Consider the following 16,582-nt stretch of genomic DNA (forward strand, 5'->3'; position numbering starts at 1 on the left):
TAAAATGTCAAACTTTCTTGACAATATTTCTTGCACTTTTATTAGCTGCAGTATGTATCTGCTAAAAAACGTATTTATTTAGATAGAGAAAACTCTGCAATAATTATGGTATCATCTTAAATAAGTGAAGAAATGGCTAAAACAAAGTGAAATAAATCACAATAACGTCAACCATTCTTTAATAATTGTTTTAGAAAGTTCATAAAAAGTAAATAATAGTAATCTTGAGAGCTTAACTACTGAGAATTTACTATTGGTGGAAGGAATTTTAACATTAAGCAGTGAATTTTACTAATAGTGCATTAGGAGTTCATCTAGCAGGCAAGGGGGGATTGAACATTATCCCGGAAGAGGTTAAAAGTAAAAGATACGGAGAATTCTACATTTTTTATATTAAGGATGTTAAAGTATTACGCATAAAATGTGAACTGGGTCCCCCAGAGATTATAGCAAGCTTAGAGGATAATCGTTCAGTAAGCTCTTTGGGTCAAAAGCGCATCAGAGAATTTTTTGATGGCACTGGCTTTGAAAAGGGTAATGTAGCCAATTGTCAGGTTTACTACTATAAGGAAGGGAAAAAACTCTTTAACGAGTTACCTGAATCAGAACAAAAGCAATTCTTTGATTATTGCATGGAAACAGCTCTACAGGGTGTATTGGGAGAATTAAACGAAATTGTTAGTTATTTCAGTGGTTTAGAAAAACAGTTTAACCAATCCATTGAAGAAGGTGCTGAAATCTTTACTTCCAAGGAATTTGAGGAAAAATATGATATCCGTGAGATGATTACTGAGGTATCCAACGAACCGGCCCGGATTTATAAAAGCAAGCCAAATCCTAAGGTTGTTCAATGGGCGGAGATATTAATACATAATCTACTAAGGGATATTTTTAGTTTAGGATATGCCATTGGAAAAGAAGATATAGAATAAAGCATGGCTATAGTGGAATAGGGAGAAGGGTGTTTTATGGCACAAAGAGAAAAAGTAAAAGGGAAAGTTATCCCATTCACGCCTCGAACAAAGCCAAAACTAAAGAAGCTAAACTACGTAGACCCTGCCCTGAAACAGCTAAAGAAAGAAAGGGGCAAAAAAAGAAGAGATTACGATTCCCGTAGTAAGGTAATTCAATATGTCAGTATTTTTATAGTCATTTGCTTCATCGTGTACTCGTTAAAGTATTTATTATAAGAAAATCACTCCGTGAATTACGGAGTGTTCTTGTTTTTAATGAATTGCCTATGAAATTTAGCAATGTCAAAAATGCGCTTAATACCCCAGAACATGATCACGATATCATCGGCTTTTCCTGTTAGGGGTATAAAGTCAGGCACGAAATCAATTGGGCTAATGAAATAAAGTAAACAGATAACAGTCTCGTATTTAAAACGTTTAGGAACAGCAGGATTTAAAAATGCCTGGATAAAAAAATAAATTTTCTTTAAGTAATTATCCATAAATACCGCTCCTTTGATGTTATTGTATTAGTCTTCTTTGTGAAACCTACAAATACCTGTACCATTTGGGACATTTTTTTACCCTTGAGGAAGCACAATAGAAATAGATTATCTACCGGAGGTAAAAAAATTGGAGGCTGGGATTGCTGCAAAAATAATGGTTTATTTAAGGTTTTCCTTAGCTATTATTTCCCTGATTGCAGTTTATTTAATGTTTAAATATCCTACAGTAGAAGCCGGACTGAGAATTAATGCTGTGCTGGCTGTAACCAATCCACTCATTTTATTATTAATTAACCTAGTGGGAGTGACAGGACTGGCAGGAAAACTACCATTAATGAAGCTTGTCATGATTATAATGGGGGCTGCACTTATTATTATAGGTACTTCCAAATAGAAAAACAGGGGACGTCCTAACCAGACGTCCCCTGTTTTATCTTGTATTCTTATAGTTCCATAATGGAAAAGCATTCATTAGGGCAGATACCGATGCAGGTTTCACAGCCCATGCACTCTACAGCATCACCGATGATTTCGCATTTATCATCTTCCATACCTAAGAGTTTTGCAGGGCAAGCATCAACGCAAGCGGCGCAACCAACACAGTTGTCTTGATTAATAGATACCATGTACATTAGCAATTCCTCCCTATTAGAAACATTGCTTAAATTTATTGTCGCATTTTGGACATCACTAATTATAAATGAATTAACTAACCAATTCAACTATTGATTTATTGTTATAAGAGTATTAATAAACCTGGCATGGAAAATATTACAAACCAGTTCCTCTAAAGTAAATTAACTATTTACCTCAATATAGCATAAATTTTTATATAGCTTTAAATTACAGGTGTTGCTCGGTAAAGGGGGGATTTGAGCTTGGTTCTTGGTTATTTTTAAGAAAAGAGGGTGATGAGTAAGGTTGTTTGCCAAACGATATTTAATTATCTTATTGGCCGTATTACTGGTGTTAACCAATGCAGGTTGCGTAGCCGCGGACACTTCAGATACGACCAAAATGGCAAAAATTGCAGAACCGGCTGTGGTTATGGTTCAGGCAACTTTTGAAGCGAATGTTGAGGTTGCCTACCCCTATTTAGATGAGAATAAACTAAATTACACACTAAATAATATTATTGAGCAAGTCATGCAAGGGATAATTCCGGCTGACGAGTCGGCTATGTGGAAAGCTTTAGCTGATGAAATGAATGCAAAACCCCTAGAATTTCTTCAAAAAAGTGGTCAAAAGGAAGTAATTCAAAATGGTTATCGAGCTGTGGGAAGCGGTTTTATTATTACTCCAGATGGCTATATAGTAACTAATGCCCACGTTGTGGCACCTGATGAAGAATTATTAAAACAACAATTGAGCGGACCTATCCTGGAAGAATCGGTTAAAAGTTTTATGGGAGAGATCGGGGAAGGTGTTGACAACATCCCAACTGATACTCGGGACTATGTACTGCAAGCAATCACTAATATGGTGATTACTTATTATTTAGAAAACATTAAAGTATTAGATCTTACAAAAACCTATAACATTGGCATGGGGGTACAAATACCTGGTGAACCATTATTTCAAAAGGGTTTAAAGGCAGAAGTAGTCCAGGCAGGGGGAGCCGTTCCCAAAAAAGATGTAGCAGTTCTGAAAATGGAAGGACAAAATAACTTACCCACCGTGCCTATCGGCGATTCTAACCTCTTGAGCACCGGAAACAAAATATATGTCATGGGGTATCCTGGCGTGGCAACTTTCCATCCGTTATTATCTGAATCCAGTCAGGCTCAGCCAAGCTTAACTGAGGGGATTATCAGTGCCCAGAAGACAATGGAAGGTGGCTGGTCAATTTTTCAAACAAATGCCGATATGACCCATGGTAATTCTGGTGGACCGGTATTTAATGAAAAGGGTGAAGTTATTGGTCTGGCTACCTTTGGCTCAGTGGATGCAGCCACTGGTCAAGAAATTGCTGGTATGAATTTTGTGGTTCCAATTTCAGTGGTGAAGGAATTCTTGGATCGTGGCAATATAAAACCCAGTGAAAGCTTAGTCACCAAGACTTATAAGGAAGCCATTAATTTATACTATAAGGAACATTATAAGAAGGCCCTAAAAAAATTCCAAGAGGTAGCTGCCCTGTGTCCGGGTCATGCATATGTTCAAACCTTTGTGGCAGACAGTACAAAGGCTATCAGTGAGGGGAGGGATAAATCCACTCCTGAATGGATATTGTTTGGTGTGCCTGTGGCCGCAGTTTTAATTGCTGTAGTTGTTGTGGTAATACGTAAGAAGAAGTTTGTTCAGTCAACGGCAGAAAATAAGCGTGTAGCGGGAGATGGTGAAGCAGAAGCTACAACTGAAGCTGGGCCAACAAATGAAGAATCGGAAAAGCCCCTTGAAAAACCAGGAGAATAAGCAAAAAAGCTTGGCTTAGGCCAGGCTTTTACTTGTTCTAATCAATTTTTCAAGAAAATCTATATATTTCCTTTCATTGTTTTTGAAAAATTTATCATAATAAAGAAACAACGGGAGAGTTTAAACTCTCCCGTTGCGGTGAGGGCTCAACCGACACCTTTGTTGGTTTATGCCGGTTTCCCTGCCGTGGTGTTATTGTTGAGGTTTTTCAAGTGGAGCAGAGTTAACAACTTGGGCAATGTTGCCGCTACGTAGAGCTTGCTCAGCGAAAGCAACCATTTTCTTAGTCATGTTACCACCAACATAACCGTTAACACGGCTGGGTAGGGAACCTTTATCGATTTGTTGATAGTTGGAGAGACCTAATTCGCTAGCAATTTCAAATTTCATTTGATCAAGAGCACTACCAGCACCGGGAGTTACAGATTCGTTAGTATTGTTAGCCATTTTTGAAACCCTCCTTAAAAATTTTTTTTTATTTGTGGGTCTATCTTTATTATGGTCAAAGAGGGTTTTTAAATACGAGATAATATTTGTCATTAATTATAGGATCAGGTAGTACTGCCATTTTGAAAAATAGTTTCTAAATATTATGTTTTTGTATAAAATTAGTTTAGTCTTAGAGTGACTTGATTCATATTAACGGTCGTTAAAGATTGCATTTAAGATCCAACTTGTGAATGATGTAAGAATAGCCCCTAAAAAAGCACCACTAAAACTACTGATCTCAAACCCCGGAACAAACAAGGCAACCAAGCCAAAGGTGATTGCATTGATCACTAGGATAAAGAAACCCAAAGTCAAAAAACTGATTGGTAAGGTGAGGATTACTAAAATAGGACGAATGAAGGTATTTACAATGCCCATTAAAATAGCTGCCAGAACAGCCGATGTAAAACCGACTATGTGGATACTGTCAATAAAATAATCAACTACTAACAGTGCCGCACTGTTTAATAGCAGCGTTATTATCCAACTCATTTTTTGCACCTCCAGTTTAATCATATGTTCAAGTTGATACTGTGTCAATGTTAATAAAAACTTGAAGGATAATCCTAATTTAAATAGAAACAATAAACTTTAAGATATTGTCAATTTTGGGAAGGGGGCATTGATACTTGGCTTCTTTGCAGGAGCAACTAAAACAGTGGGAAAAAAACACGATTATTTATCTTCACTATATTAAGGGTATGTCTACCAGTGAATACAATAATGGTTTTGCTGATGGACTAGAAATGGCTATAAATTCTTTCCAAGAATATTTAAAGGACTGTCCTGATTATGAGATTACTGAGCAGGAGGTAACAGAATAATGAATATTAATGTATATTCTGTAGTAAAGTTGTTAAATGGTCAAGTTGATGAAATCTCAACTTTTGATAACGAAGAGGCAGCATTACAGTATGCTGAACAAACAGTGACCAATGAGCCCTATGATATTGTCTCTATCTTACGTACCATTCTAAATAATCCTAGCGTTCAATTAACCATAAAAGAATTCAGAAAGGGTTGTGGAAGTATCTGAGTTTTAAAGGGGGAGAAGGCATGGATTTAGCCAGCAGTATTACTGATGACATGGAAACCCGAGGTCAACTGGAGTTTACGATGGCGGAAGAAGATTTTTTAAATAAAGAGATAAAGGAATATACACTTTTCTATAAGATTGTTGGAGAGTCAAGAATCAAGTTATTTAGGAACAATCGGATGGAGCTTGTTTTTGTGCGTCTAAATGATGACTGGATGCGCCAAGGGAAAATAGATGTTAGCGGTACCTCTTTACCTTTGGAAATTAAACTATGCTGGGATAATGAGACGGTGGATGAGTTAGCTATTAAGCAAGTAAAGCAGGATGAATACCAGATCAATATATGTATACAAATAGATAATTAATTTTTTACAAATATAAGGTTCCTTTGCAGGATTTTGGAATTACATGACGAAAGATGTAGAGGATAATTATAGGGAGTGTGTGGTTAATGAAGAAAGTTATTATTCCTCTACTGGGTGCTCTGTATCTAGGCTTTTCCACCCTTGGCAACAAAGTGTTTCGCTTACTTTATGATGATGACAAGAAATACGGTGTATCCATTGAAATGTGCCGTCCCTGGGAACGTAGGCAAAGTAGTATTCAATATCAGAATCGATTCCGTTAAGGACTCCTGTTCTGAAATTTTTACATTGAGAGTTTAATTCGTTAAAAGCATAAGAAAAATTATGGTCGGAGCCATACTTTTTTAAATAGCCACCAAAGCAGCCTGAGGGCTGCTTCTCTTTTTAATATAAATTTTATCGAAAAAGGAGAGAAAAGTAAATTTTTTACATATTCAATTTAACAAAGGTGTTATATAATTAATCTTTGGGAAAAATTATTACGTAGACCCTTTGAGGAGGAAGTTATGAATATACAGGAGATCAGAAATATTGCTATTATTGCCCACGTAGACCACGGGAAAACTACGATGGTTGATGGGATGTTAAAACAAAGTGGTATTTTTCGGGAAAACCAAGTAGTTCAAGAACGGGTTATGGATTCCAACGATTTGGAAAAGGAACGAGGCATTACCATCCTCGCCAAAAATACCTCGGTACGCTATCAAGGCTATAAAATAAATATTGTGGATACACCTGGTCACTCAGATTTCGGCGGTGAAGTGGAAAGGGTATTAAAAATGGTAGATGGCGTACTTCTGTTGGTAGACGCTTCCGAAGGTCCCTTACCCCAAACGCGGTTTGTATTACGTAAAGCCCTGGAACTAAATTTAGTTCCAGTGGTTGTAATTAATAAAATTGACCGACCCGATGCCAGGATTAATGAAGTTGTAGATGAGATATATGAACTGTTTTTTGAACTAGGAGCCAATGATGAACAGTTAGAATTTCCAGTTGTTTATGCCATTGCCCGGGAGGGCAAAGCAACTATGGACCTTGACCAACCTGGAACAGATTTAAAGCCTTTATTTGAGACCATCATAAAACATTTTCCAGCCCCTAAAGGGGAGCCTGAAGCACCCCTGCAGATATTGGTGAATAATACCGAATATGATACTTATGTGGGTCGTATTGCCATCGGAAGAATATCCCAAGGTAGTATTTCTGGTGGGCAAACTGTCGCAGTAATTGATCATGATGGTAACATCAGAAACAACCGTATTGGACGTGTGTATGTTTTTGAAGGCCTTGAGCGGGTAGAAGTACCTCAAGCTGGCTGTGGGGAAATAGTGGTGGTCTCCGGTTTGGAAGATGTTAAAATTGGTGAGACAATTGCAGACAAAGACAACCCAGTAGCCATACCGCCCATTAAAGTAGATGAACCGACTCTAGAAATGACCTTTATGGTTAACGATAGTCCCTTTGCTGGTCAGGAAGGGGAGCACATAACTTCCCGTAAGTTACGAGCTAGACTTTATAAGGAAATGGAAAAGAATGTAAGCTTACGGGTTTTAGATACAGATTCTCCAGATGTCTGGAAAGTAGCTGGTCGCGGTGAGCTGCATCTGTCCATCCTAATTGAAACCATGCGGCGGGAAGGTTACGAACTACAGGTTTCTAAACCAGAGGTTATTTACAAACGTGGTAATAACGGAGAGCTGCTGGAACCAATGGAAATGTTGTTGGTGGATATTCCAGAAGATAAAATGGGACCAGTTATGGAGATGCTGGGCAACCGTAAGGGTGAAATGATTAACATGGGTCCCAATGGTCCTGGACAGCTGCGGTTGGAATTTAAGGTACCCGCAAGGGGTTTGATCGGCTTCCGCTCCCAGCTTCTATCTGAAACCAGAGGTCTAGCCATTATGAACCATACCTATCACGGTTATGAACCCTATAAAGGGGAAATTCGCCGCCGTTATCAGGGTGTGTTAATTGCTTTTGAAACAGGTGATACTACTTTTTATGGTCTGAACTCCGTACAAGATAGGGGGACACTGTTTGTGGTCCCTGGTACCAAGGTTTATGAAGGAATGGTAGTGGGAGAACATGTTAGGGAACAAGATATCGAAGTGAATATCTGTAAGAAGAAACAATTAACCAACCACCGCTCCAGTACTGCTGAAGCCACAGTAAAATTAGAAGAAGCTAGAATTATGAGTTTGGAAGAGTCCCTAGAGTATTTAAGTGATGACGAGTTGCTGGAGGTTACACCTAAGAGCTTAAGAATACGCAAAAAGTTTTTAGACAAGAATGAAAGGGTACGGGCAAAGAAGATTGCCCAACAAGCCTAGAAAAGAGGGTGACTCAGTCCTTAAGGACCTTTGAGTCACCCCCTTTCTTATGTCTGTGTTTAAAGCTAATCTTCATATGTATATTTTCTTCCTAAACCACTGCCTAACAATTTCAAGTTTTTATCAAATCGTACATAGGCTGTAAAGGGATGATGATTTTGGTAACGATATCTTAAATCACTCCAACTGACAAGATAGCCGGTGCCGGTTTCTTTTACTGTTGCTAGTGGGTGGCGGGCAAATTTGATAAAGACCCGTCCCACAGGGGTTTTGGCCCCAGCATCAACCACTGGACCTGTGTCATTTAGATATTGGTGTTCCTCGGTAACTTTTCTTTCTAGGATATTTAAATGCCCCACGATAATAGGCTTGCTTTTATCATAGGGGTCCAGTATATAGCCCCACTGATTCAGTCCAAACCCCGGTAGTACGCTGATCGATCGATATTTTTCCATATCATATTTACCGTTAACCATTAATAATCCCTTTTGATGAATACCAGTGCGCAACAAAATATATAGACCAATAACAACAAACATGGTGGTGAAGATCTTTACTGGAGATAGGCTGGATCTTTTACCAGTCACAATAGCAAGGGCACATACTAATAATATAAAGGGATCAATAATCATCAAAATATCCCAGCCCAATCGCTTATCTGATAGAGGCCAAAGGAATTGGGTGCCATAGCTGGTAAGAAGATCCAAAAAGATATGCAGTAGGGTAGAAGTAAAGGCCACTACTAGTATCAATGGCTTGGACAAGCGAGGGAAAAATAAACGCAATATTACCATAATCAAAAGAGGAATAATAAATAAAGCGGGAAAAGAATGAGAAAAGCCCCGGTGTACTTCTAGGTATGCCAATTCGCTTTTTAGGCGATAGATAATATCTAAATCTGGTATTTGAGAGCCAGCTACTGCTGCCCAGAATATGGCCTTCTGAGTATCTTTCTCTTTCAAGGTGGGAATGTTTTGCCCAAGGGCTGCTACACCGAGACTAGTAAGTAGGTGGGTTGCTGTATCCATATTTTCCTCCATGTTTAGTTGCGTTTTATATATTTTAGCCAAATACGGAGAAAATTGTCAAATTATTAAACCTGGAGGAGGGAATACATGGAACTGGGGGAATATATATTAGCTGTTAGTTATTAGCCCTTTGCCATTAGTCAAATTGGCCTGCATGCCGCTAATAGCTAAGTGCTAATGGCAAATTACTTCCTGAGCTGCTGGTTGACAGTCAAGATTTTAATTCGGATTTATTTCAGGCAATATAAAATTAGGGGGCAGAGAATTGCGGTTAAACCGAAAATTGGAACACATTGAATTTTCCTTGCAGCAAAAGTCCATAGAGGGAGCCAATGGTTTTAATGATATAACGCTTGTACATAATTCTTTACCTCAGTTAAACTGGGAGGAAATTGATACAAGATGTAAATTTTTGGGGAAAAATTTATCGGTTCCCCTGTTAATCAACGCCATGACAGGTGGACATAAGGAATTGGAAGGTATAAACGGTGACTTAGCAAAAGTTGCAGCGACAACTGGAGTAGCCCTAGCTGTAGGCTCCCAACGGGCTGCACTGGAGGATACCTCTACTCAGTATAGTTTCTCGGTGGTTCGGGAAATGAATCCCCAGGGTGTTGTATTGGCCAATTTAGGGGCGGATTGTACACTGGAAGAAGCCCGAGCAGCTATTAAGATGATTAAGGCCGATGGACTTCAGTTGCACTTAAATGCACCTCAAGAACTGGCAATGGCGGAAGGGGACCGAAAATTTAAGGGGATTCTAGAGAACATCCATATGCTAAACCGTGACCTGGAAGTGCCAGTTATTGTTAAGGAAGTAGGATTTGGTATGTGTCGTGAGAGTATCCGTCGCATCGCCGGGGTAGGGGTAAGTTATATAGATGTAGGTGGCTCCGGGGGGACGAATTTTATGGCCATTGAAGAGGCTAGGTGTGGTAAAGAGACTGAATTTAGCTGGGGTATTCCAACGGCTATCAGTTCTTTGGAAGGTCTATCCCTGGAAAAGAAAGATCTAAATCTCATAGCCTCTGGAGGGATAAGGCATGCACTAGATATTATCAAAGCTCTAGCTATGGGCTGTCCTCTGGTGGGGATGGCACGGCCATTCCTAAAGGTGTTGGTTGAAGGTTCTTATGATCAATTAAACACATACCTAGCGGATTTAATATCGGATATCCATCGACTTATGCTGATGCTAGGGGCTCGGACAATTAAAGATTTACAAAGAGTGCCCTTAATTATAAGTGGGAATACCTATCACTGGTTATGTCGCAGGGGAATTTACGTTGATCATTATGCCAGGAGAGAAGGAATTTTTTAAGTAAATTTTTAATTATTTGGCATAAAAATACTGTCCCCCCATATTATTTGGTAGATGAAACCTTGGGGGACGGGCCAGTGAAAAATGCTGTTTTTATTATTTTAAAACCAAAACAATTACTAAGATTGTTTATCGTACTGGCGTGCCTATTAACATTAGGCAATGTAATCTGGGAAGCCCTAAAACCACCGGAAGTAACTCCCCTTCCTCACAGTGTACCGCCGGAAATTGAACGGGGTGAGTTTTTAACGTGGGAAGAAGTTGATCAAATATTTTACCGTTATGCCAACGCCACTGTCATTGATGTAGATACAGGGTTAAGTTTTCGAGTACAGCGACGGGGCGGAACTTATCATGCGGATGTGCAACCTTTAACGGCCAAGGATACGGCGATTATGCATGTCATCTACAATGGACAGTGGAGTTGGAAACGCAAAGCCATTGTTCTGGAGGTGGCAGATCGCCGTATTGCTGCGTCAATGAATGGTATGCCCCACGGTTCCGGAGCCATAAGGGGGAACAATTTTAGGGGGCATTTCTGTATCCACTTCCGTGACAGCAAAGTACACCAATCTGGAAAAGAAAATCTGGCTCATCAAATGATGATCTGGAAGGCAGCGGGAAGGTTTAAACAGATGGTAACAGCCATGAGTCCAGATGAAGTGATCGAAGTATTAATCAATACCATCGACCAGCAGGACCTTAACCTTGCCTTAAAAACTATCCATAAACCTGGAGTAATGGATAATGATCAATTGAAAAATATTATTTCCCAAATTGATCAGATCAAGGTGCAAAGAATTCGTTCTGAAGGGGGAAATCCAGAAACTTTCTGGGTTTACCTAACCATTCGTTATCGGGAGAGTAAAGCTAATGTCGAAAAAAGGATTGAATTACAGGTGGTGGATGAGGGGGAAACTGGTTATAGGGTAATTAGGCAAGGCTTAGATCAATTATTAAACCGGGAGGTCTATGTAGAGATTACTGATACACGAAGCTTTGAGGAGTATGACAGTTGTGATTAATTGGTTTTGCACAGGTTATAAGAGATTGTAATTTTTTCCTTGTTTTTGCTATAAGTTAATAGCAATAGTAAAAACCGTTAATATTAAACATATTTTGTTTGTTTATATGCATCATCATGGAAGCTTTGGAATTATTTTCATATAAAAGTGAACAGTTGTGGAGAATATGGAATAAAGGCAGCATTTCTACCACCATTTGCATAAAGGTCAAAAAACATCATTGTTGAATACACATAAGGTAAGCAAGTCATGAAAGGAGACTATTTAAGTGCGATCTTACCTTTATCCTGCCTTTACTCTGGAATCTGAAGATTTTGAGAGGGTTCTGCCCTCTGCCATTAAATTCTCACAAACCTACGATGTTCCCTGCCGGATTTTAAAAGAAGGGGACTTATACCTACTTAGCTTTGAAGATAAGGCAGTTTCCAGGGGTATTGTTTATGGACACCAGCACGAAAAAGAACTGGATAGTAAATTCCATAAATACACTATCTGTGATGTTTTTTACCTATCCAAAGAGGAATTTGATAAGGGCAAAGGATTGATCCTTGATGAAAGCGGAGAGTAATTTAAAGGACCAGGTAATACCTGGTCCTTTAATATTTCCTATTGAAGATTACTCTGATAATTTGGAAGCCATTTCATGATAATGCTGGGCGGACTGGGTTATTTTGTTTTTTTCTTCTTCAGTTAGTTTGCGAATGATTCTGGCGGGTGAGCCAACCGCTAAGGACCCAGGTGGAATTTCTTGGCCCTCCTTTACCAGTGTACCAGCTCCAATTATGCTTCCTTCTCCTATGCTGGAACCATTAAGTATAATGGACCCCATGCCTATTATGCAATTATCTTCTATGGCGCAACCGTGTAGGATGGCACCGTGTCCTACGGTAACATTTTCTCCAACGTGAACGGGAAAACCTTTATCCTGATGAATTATGCAGCAATCTTGAATATTAGTTTTTCTACCGATAAAGACGCTGTCAGCATCTCCCCGAATCACTGCATTGTACCATATGCTCGCCTGCTCTTGAATGTTAACATTCCCAAATATCTTTGCTCCTGGTGCAATAAAAACAGAAGGATCTACTGACATATCCTAAACCTGCCTTTCTATAGATTTTAGGAATTACCAATAAGCCCAACCACAATGGTTGGGCTTATTATTATAATTGAATATAAATGCTGTTTTCATCTTCACTGTAAGTAGCAGGAAATTTTCCTTTATTATCAATACCGAAATATTGTAAAAACCCCTTAGCACCAATACGGGTTTTATTTAGTATAAGGCCACTGTCGGGAGAGGAAGCGGTAATACGAATAACTTTTGTATCTCTATCGTATGCTAATTCAATGTGATCAACATTCAATTTTGCTGCTAGGTTACGATTCAAGGTAATGTGATTTTTTGATACTGATACGTAATTCTCGGAACGGGGGTAGTATACTTCAAATGCCATTATGGTATCCTCCTGATAGTTTTTTTGTTGATTATACTTTTATTAACAAAAAATGTCAATCGGAAGATTGTCACCTTTTGTGGATTATAGAGGTTATCTTATTGTAGATATTTGTAAATATATTCGCTTAGTATATGCCTAGCTAATATTGTTAAATGATTAAAGGGTATTATTAGGACTAAAGTCGGTGTTGAAAGGGGTAGAAAATATTAGTAATTAACATAAGATAACCCTGCGAATGTGCAGGGTTGTACTATAGCTAGGAGATTTTTTGAATTGGATCCACAATTACTTTACGACGTGAGACTTGTTCATCTGCATAGTCACTGGCAATCATATATAAGCCTACCCAGAGTTCGTGCTCATTTGTTTTTCCATCAAGTTCCTTAGCCACATCTTTAAATTTCTTTTCCACTCTGTCTTTGAAACCGGAAAATTCGGCTAGCATGTCCACTATGTCCCGTTGATTATAAGCAGCTCCTTCTTTTAAAGTCTTAGCCAATATTTACACCCCCTGCAAAAAGGTACCATAATTTGTATATTTATTATACTTCCCATAAGTAAGTTCTGTTAAGGGGGATAAATTGTCTAATTAAACCTTTGTTTGTAAAATATGGTAAATAAAAATCTGACCCTAAAGGGGTCAGATTTTTATTATATCAATTTGACATTACTGTTGTCCAAATGGGCTACCAAACGAACCAAGTTGGCCACTGAGATAACTAGCCTGGCGATTGCTGTATCCGTAGGTGCCTAAATTTTGAAAGTTTTGGCCGGGTTGCTGTTGACCAGATTGGTTGTATTGAGCATAGGGTTGACTCATTTGACTGTTTTGATTGAACTGCTGGCTTTGACCAGAACTAGTATATTGGCCTAAATTGCTAACATTATTAAGAGCCTGGGGGTTCATAGAGGCATTGATAAAGCTGTTACTGCTTTGACCAAAGCTACCGAATTGCTGACCTTGTTGTTGACCTTGCTGTTGACCAAACTGGTTGTATTGAGCAAATGGTTGGCTTTGTTGGGATTGAGTGAATTGTTGGCCATATTGTTGTGGAGTTTGATTATATTGAGCAAAGGGCTGGCCCTGATTGTTTTGGTTGAACTGTTGACCAGAACTGGTATACTGCATTAGATTATTAACAGAATTTAATGCCTGGGGGTTTACTGTAGAACTGATGAAGCTATTATTGCTACCAAATCCTCCATATTGTTGACCCTGCCGATTGATATTTGATTGTTGCATTTGCTGAGGTATTTGTTGAGATGCATTGGTTATTTGAGCTAGGTCCTGGTTCATATGCTGCAGAGTTTGACTGAGGCGCTGCAGTTGCTGTGTAGCAGTGGACTCATGTTGGGATAATTGTTGAAGCTGTTGGGAATTCTGTTGTTCCATTTGCTGCATTTGGTTACACATTTGTTGGATTTGACTAATATCACTACGTAGATGGTTTACACGATCTTGCAGTTGCTGCATACTTTGCATGGAATAACCTCCTAGAAAATTTTTGGTTTTACCTAGATATATTTTTTTCCAAATCTAAAATCATATACACCATTCTGTTATTTTCTTTTAAAAGATGCACAATTGGTATCCTGACATTCGTTTGCATTTTTTCCGGTTATCTGAATTATTTCTGCATCACATAAATTGCCTCGGTCCCAGTACTTGCAACTCTCCACTATACAAACAACCCCTGGGGTTATCTGTTGTCCATCTTTAAAGGGTCCACTGGCAATACCGCCCCAGTTAACATTATCCATTGACCCAAGGTAACTAGTAATGCCGTTTCTTTTATAAAAGGTCTTACATTCGGTCTGGGCATCCCTTTGAGCCATTTTCCCCTCTTCTTCATAGAGAATATCGATATTTGCGGCACCACATAGATTGCCGGGCAACCAATGTGTGCAAGAGTTTACCTCGCAAAGAACCTTTGGGCTTTTATGCATGATCTTTTCACCTCTTATTTTTGAGTAGTCTGCCCAGTTTAATTTTGAATATAAGCATTATAAAATTTTGGAATACCGAAGTTTGTAATTTCTACATTTTTTAAATTTTTGGCCATAGCAATTCTGTCTTGTCCGTAATTCAGAAAGACCATTGGAGTATCCTGAAGCATAACCTGTTGGGCATGATAATATAATCTTGTTCTAATTTTCTCGTCTTGCTCTAATTGAGCCGCACTAATTAAACGGTCTACCTCACTGTTTTTATAATAAGTAAAGTTTGTCTTACCATTTTCCTTGGATGATAGCAGGGTATAGAGGAAATTATCTGGGTCTAAATTATCGCTAACCCAACCAAATAAAAAGGCATCACCTTGCTGTTTATGGAGGGCCGACTTAAATTCATGCCAGGGATATACCTTAATCTTCACGCGGATACCAGCGGAGGACAGTTGGTTTTTGATAAGATTGGCTAATTCAGTTCCTCCCAGTAGATTATAGGGCCGAGATGTATTATAGGTAATTAGTGTTATGTCCAGTCCATTTGGGTAACCATACTGTTTTAGTAGAGTTTTTGCCTTTTCGGAATCACCAAAATAGGGTTTTAAACTTTCATTGTAACCTGCTATTCCTGGAGGTAAGATGCTATTGGCAACAAATGACTTGGGACCGAACATTCGCGTGGTCAATTCCTTGGTATCAATGGCCATACAAAGGGCCCGGCGTACCTTATCGTTGTTAAAGGGGGGACGATCGTTGTACATACCAAGATAACCTAAGGAAGCTGCAGTTTGACTGAAAATATCCATTTTCTCCAACGGTTCAATATCTTTTAGGGGCAAGTCTGAAAGATCAACCATTTGTACATCCCCCTTTTTAAGGGCATCGGCTCTTTGTTGGGGTGATTGGGGAAGAAAGGCTATTGATCTGATAAGGGGTTTTTTACCCCAGTATTTTTCGTTGGCTAAAAGGATCGGAGCACCGTCACGCCAATCGGCGAGCATAAAAGGACCTGTGCCTGCAAAATTTTGCTTGTTATTCTTAGGGACAGTCCTAAGAGATTTTGGGCTGACAACAGGTGCTGACCAGGGCATGGCAAGGTTTCTTAGAAAGGGTGAGTAAGGAGTTTTTAAAGTGAACTTTATTGTATGGTCATCTATTACTTTCACTGACTTAACCATGCCAAAGGTAAAACCTCCATAGGACATCGTATCCTTTTTTCGTGGGGGCAATTGTCTCTCGATATTGATTTTAACAGCCTCGGCATTAAAGGGTGTGCCATCATGGAAACTAACATTTTTTCTTAAATAAAAAGTCCAATTACAGCCATCTTTAGATACCTCCCAGTTGGTGGCAAGGCATGGTTCAACATCACTGCTGCCAGACTTATAACGGACCAATCCTTCAAAAATATTTGACAATACCTTTGCTTCAGACATATTATTGGCTTCAGCAGGATCTAAACTTTTTAAAGGTTCAGCCACGGCGTAGGTTATATCAATTTCTTGAGGTATTTCTTTTTTGAATACAGTAGAGATCTGCTCTTTATCATAATTCATAACAACCGAAAAGAAACTTAAAAATAAAAATAAAAAGGCTAGCTGGTAAAGTTTATTTCTCATTTTTCAACCCCCATTATAAAAGGCTTTTAATGTATATTTCTTCCCATATATGTAAAATCCTTCCAAGCAAGAAGAATTACTAGCT

23 protein-coding genes are annotated in these 16,582 nt (G+C 38.8%); 12 read left to right on the forward strand and 11 right to left on the reverse strand.

All coding sequences use genetic code 11. From position 1 onward, the window contains the following. Positions 1-332: 332 nt before the first annotated feature. Complete coding sequence (locus ACYQ03_RS15430) at positions 333-932, forward strand: hypothetical protein (protein WP_459910863.1); 600 nt, start codon at positions 333-335, stop codon at positions 930-932. Positions 933-968: 36 nt separating this feature from the next. Beyond that, the gene (locus ACYQ03_RS15435) at positions 969-1,190 is read left to right on the forward strand and encodes a hypothetical protein (RefSeq protein ID WP_459910864.1); all 222 of its coding nucleotides are present in this window, start codon (positions 969-971) and stop codon (positions 1,188-1,190) included. Positions 1,191-1,207: 17 nt separating this feature from the next. Here the strand turns inward: ACYQ03_RS15435 and ACYQ03_RS15440 are convergent, their stop codons facing one another. Further along, the gene (locus ACYQ03_RS15440; RefSeq protein WP_459910865.1) at positions 1,208-1,456 is read right to left on the reverse strand and encodes a YkvA family protein; all 249 of its coding nucleotides are present in this window, start codon (positions 1,454-1,456) and stop codon (positions 1,208-1,210) included. Positions 1,457-1,586: 130 nt separating this feature from the next. On the opposite strand from ACYQ03_RS15440, the gene ACYQ03_RS15445 reads away from it, so the two are divergent. Further along, positions 1,587-1,853, forward strand: coding sequence for a DUF2619 domain-containing protein (locus ACYQ03_RS15445; RefSeq protein WP_459910866.1), 267 nt, complete (start codon positions 1,587-1,589; stop codon positions 1,851-1,853). A gap of 49 nt (positions 1,854-1,902) precedes the next feature. Here ACYQ03_RS15445 and ACYQ03_RS15450 read toward each other — a convergent pair whose 3' ends face one another. Then, positions 1,903-2,091, reverse strand: a complete 189-nt coding sequence (locus ACYQ03_RS15450; protein ID WP_459910867.1) for a 4Fe-4S dicluster domain-containing protein — start codon at positions 2,089-2,091, stop codon at positions 1,903-1,905. Positions 2,092-2,380: 289 nt separating this feature from the next. Here ACYQ03_RS15450 and ACYQ03_RS15455 point away from each other — a divergent pair, with 289 nt between their 5' ends. Continuing rightward, positions 2,381-3,874: a S1C family serine protease gene (locus tag ACYQ03_RS15455; protein ID WP_459910868.1), complete on the forward strand. Its 1,494-nt coding sequence runs from the start codon at positions 2,381-2,383 to the stop codon at positions 3,872-3,874. 192 nt (positions 3,875-4,066) lie between these two features. On the opposite strand, the gene ACYQ03_RS15460 is transcribed toward ACYQ03_RS15455, so the two are convergent. Both ACYQ03_RS15460 and ACYQ03_RS15465 read right to left on the reverse strand, forming a co-directional pair. Continuing rightward, positions 4,067-4,321, reverse strand: coding sequence for an alpha/beta-type small acid-soluble spore protein (locus ACYQ03_RS15460; RefSeq protein ID WP_459910869.1), 255 nt, complete (start codon positions 4,319-4,321; stop codon positions 4,067-4,069). A gap of 192 nt (positions 4,322-4,513) precedes the next feature. Continuing rightward, positions 4,514-4,855: a phage holin family protein gene (locus ACYQ03_RS15465; RefSeq protein WP_459910870.1), complete on the reverse strand. Its 342-nt coding sequence runs from the start codon at positions 4,853-4,855 to the stop codon at positions 4,514-4,516. Between the two features lie 137 nt (positions 4,856-4,992). Between ACYQ03_RS15465 and ACYQ03_RS15470 the strand changes: the two genes are divergently transcribed. The 5 genes from ACYQ03_RS15470 to typA all read left to right on the forward strand — a co-directional run bounded on the left by ACYQ03_RS15470 (position 4,993) and on the right by typA (position 8,097). Further along, the gene (locus tag ACYQ03_RS15470; protein ID WP_459910871.1) at positions 4,993-5,187 is read left to right on the forward strand and encodes a cap-binding protein; all 195 of its coding nucleotides are present in this window, start codon (positions 4,993-4,995) and stop codon (positions 5,185-5,187) included. Beyond that, positions 5,187-5,399: a hypothetical protein gene (locus tag ACYQ03_RS15475; RefSeq protein WP_459910872.1), complete on the forward strand. Its 213-nt coding sequence runs from the start codon at positions 5,187-5,189 to the stop codon at positions 5,397-5,399. The genes ACYQ03_RS15470 and ACYQ03_RS15475 overlap by 1 nt, the downstream gene beginning before the upstream one ends. Positions 5,400-5,419: 20 nt before the next feature. After that, positions 5,420-5,764, forward strand: a complete 345-nt coding sequence (locus ACYQ03_RS15480) for a hypothetical protein (protein WP_459910873.1) — start codon at positions 5,420-5,422, stop codon at positions 5,762-5,764. An 86-nt stretch (positions 5,765-5,850) separates the two neighbouring features. Next, a complete protein-coding gene (locus ACYQ03_RS15485; RefSeq protein ID WP_459910874.1) occupies positions 5,851-6,027 on the forward strand; it encodes a hypothetical protein in 177 nt (58 codons plus the stop codon). A gap of 243 nt (positions 6,028-6,270) precedes the next feature. Beyond that, on the forward strand, positions 6,271-8,097 hold the full coding sequence (gene typA, locus ACYQ03_RS15490; protein ID WP_459910875.1) for a translational GTPase TypA: 1,827 nt from the start codon (positions 6,271-6,273) through the stop codon (positions 8,095-8,097). A 65-nt stretch (positions 8,098-8,162) separates the two neighbouring features. Here the strand turns inward: typA and ACYQ03_RS15495 are convergent, their stop codons facing one another. After that, positions 8,163-9,125, reverse strand: a complete 963-nt coding sequence (locus ACYQ03_RS15495; RefSeq protein ID WP_459910876.1) for a metal-dependent hydrolase — start codon at positions 9,123-9,125, stop codon at positions 8,163-8,165. Between the two features lie 265 nt (positions 9,126-9,390). Here ACYQ03_RS15495 and fni point away from each other — a divergent pair, with 265 nt between their 5' ends. The 3 genes from fni (at position 9,391) to ACYQ03_RS15510 (ending at position 12,039) form a co-directional block, all read left to right on the forward strand. After that, positions 9,391-10,446: a type 2 isopentenyl-diphosphate Delta-isomerase gene (gene fni / locus ACYQ03_RS15500; RefSeq protein ID WP_459910877.1), complete on the forward strand. Its 1,056-nt coding sequence runs from the start codon at positions 9,391-9,393 to the stop codon at positions 10,444-10,446. Between the two features lie 77 nt (positions 10,447-10,523). Next, positions 10,524-11,471, forward strand: a complete 948-nt coding sequence (locus ACYQ03_RS15505) for a hypothetical protein (RefSeq protein ID WP_459910878.1) — start codon at positions 10,524-10,526, stop codon at positions 11,469-11,471. A gap of 268 nt (positions 11,472-11,739) precedes the next feature. Continuing rightward, positions 11,740-12,039, forward strand: coding sequence for a hypothetical protein (locus tag ACYQ03_RS15510; protein WP_459910879.1), 300 nt, complete (start codon positions 11,740-11,742; stop codon positions 12,037-12,039). 48 nt (positions 12,040-12,087) lie between these two features. On the opposite strand, the gene ACYQ03_RS15515 is transcribed toward ACYQ03_RS15510, so the two are convergent. The 6 genes from ACYQ03_RS15515 to ACYQ03_RS15540 form a co-directional block, all read right to left on the reverse strand. Then, entirely contained in the window at positions 12,088-12,564 is a 477-nt protein-coding gene (locus tag ACYQ03_RS15515; protein WP_459910880.1) for a gamma carbonic anhydrase family protein, read from the reverse strand. Between the two features lie 70 nt (positions 12,565-12,634). Continuing rightward, positions 12,635-12,928, reverse strand: coding sequence for a hypothetical protein (locus ACYQ03_RS15520; RefSeq protein ID WP_459910881.1), 294 nt, complete (start codon positions 12,926-12,928; stop codon positions 12,635-12,637). 259 nt (positions 12,929-13,187) lie between these two features. Then, on the reverse strand, positions 13,188-13,430 hold the full coding sequence (locus ACYQ03_RS15525; protein WP_459910882.1) for a hypothetical protein: 243 nt from the start codon (positions 13,428-13,430) through the stop codon (positions 13,188-13,190). A gap of 168 nt (positions 13,431-13,598) precedes the next feature. Then, on the reverse strand, positions 13,599-14,414 hold the full coding sequence (locus ACYQ03_RS15530; RefSeq protein WP_459910883.1) for a hypothetical protein: 816 nt from the start codon (positions 14,412-14,414) through the stop codon (positions 13,599-13,601). Between the two features lie 77 nt (positions 14,415-14,491). Further along, entirely contained in the window at positions 14,492-14,878 is a 387-nt protein-coding gene (locus tag ACYQ03_RS15535; protein WP_459910884.1) for a DUF1540 domain-containing protein, read from the reverse strand. A gap of 38 nt (positions 14,879-14,916) precedes the next feature. After that, a complete protein-coding gene (locus ACYQ03_RS15540) occupies positions 14,917-16,497 on the reverse strand; it encodes an ABC transporter substrate-binding protein (protein ID WP_459910885.1) in 1,581 nt (526 codons plus the stop codon). Between the last annotated feature and the right edge of the window lie 85 nt (positions 16,498-16,582).

It is taken from the genome of Desulfotomaculum defluvii, from assembly GCF_054657375.1.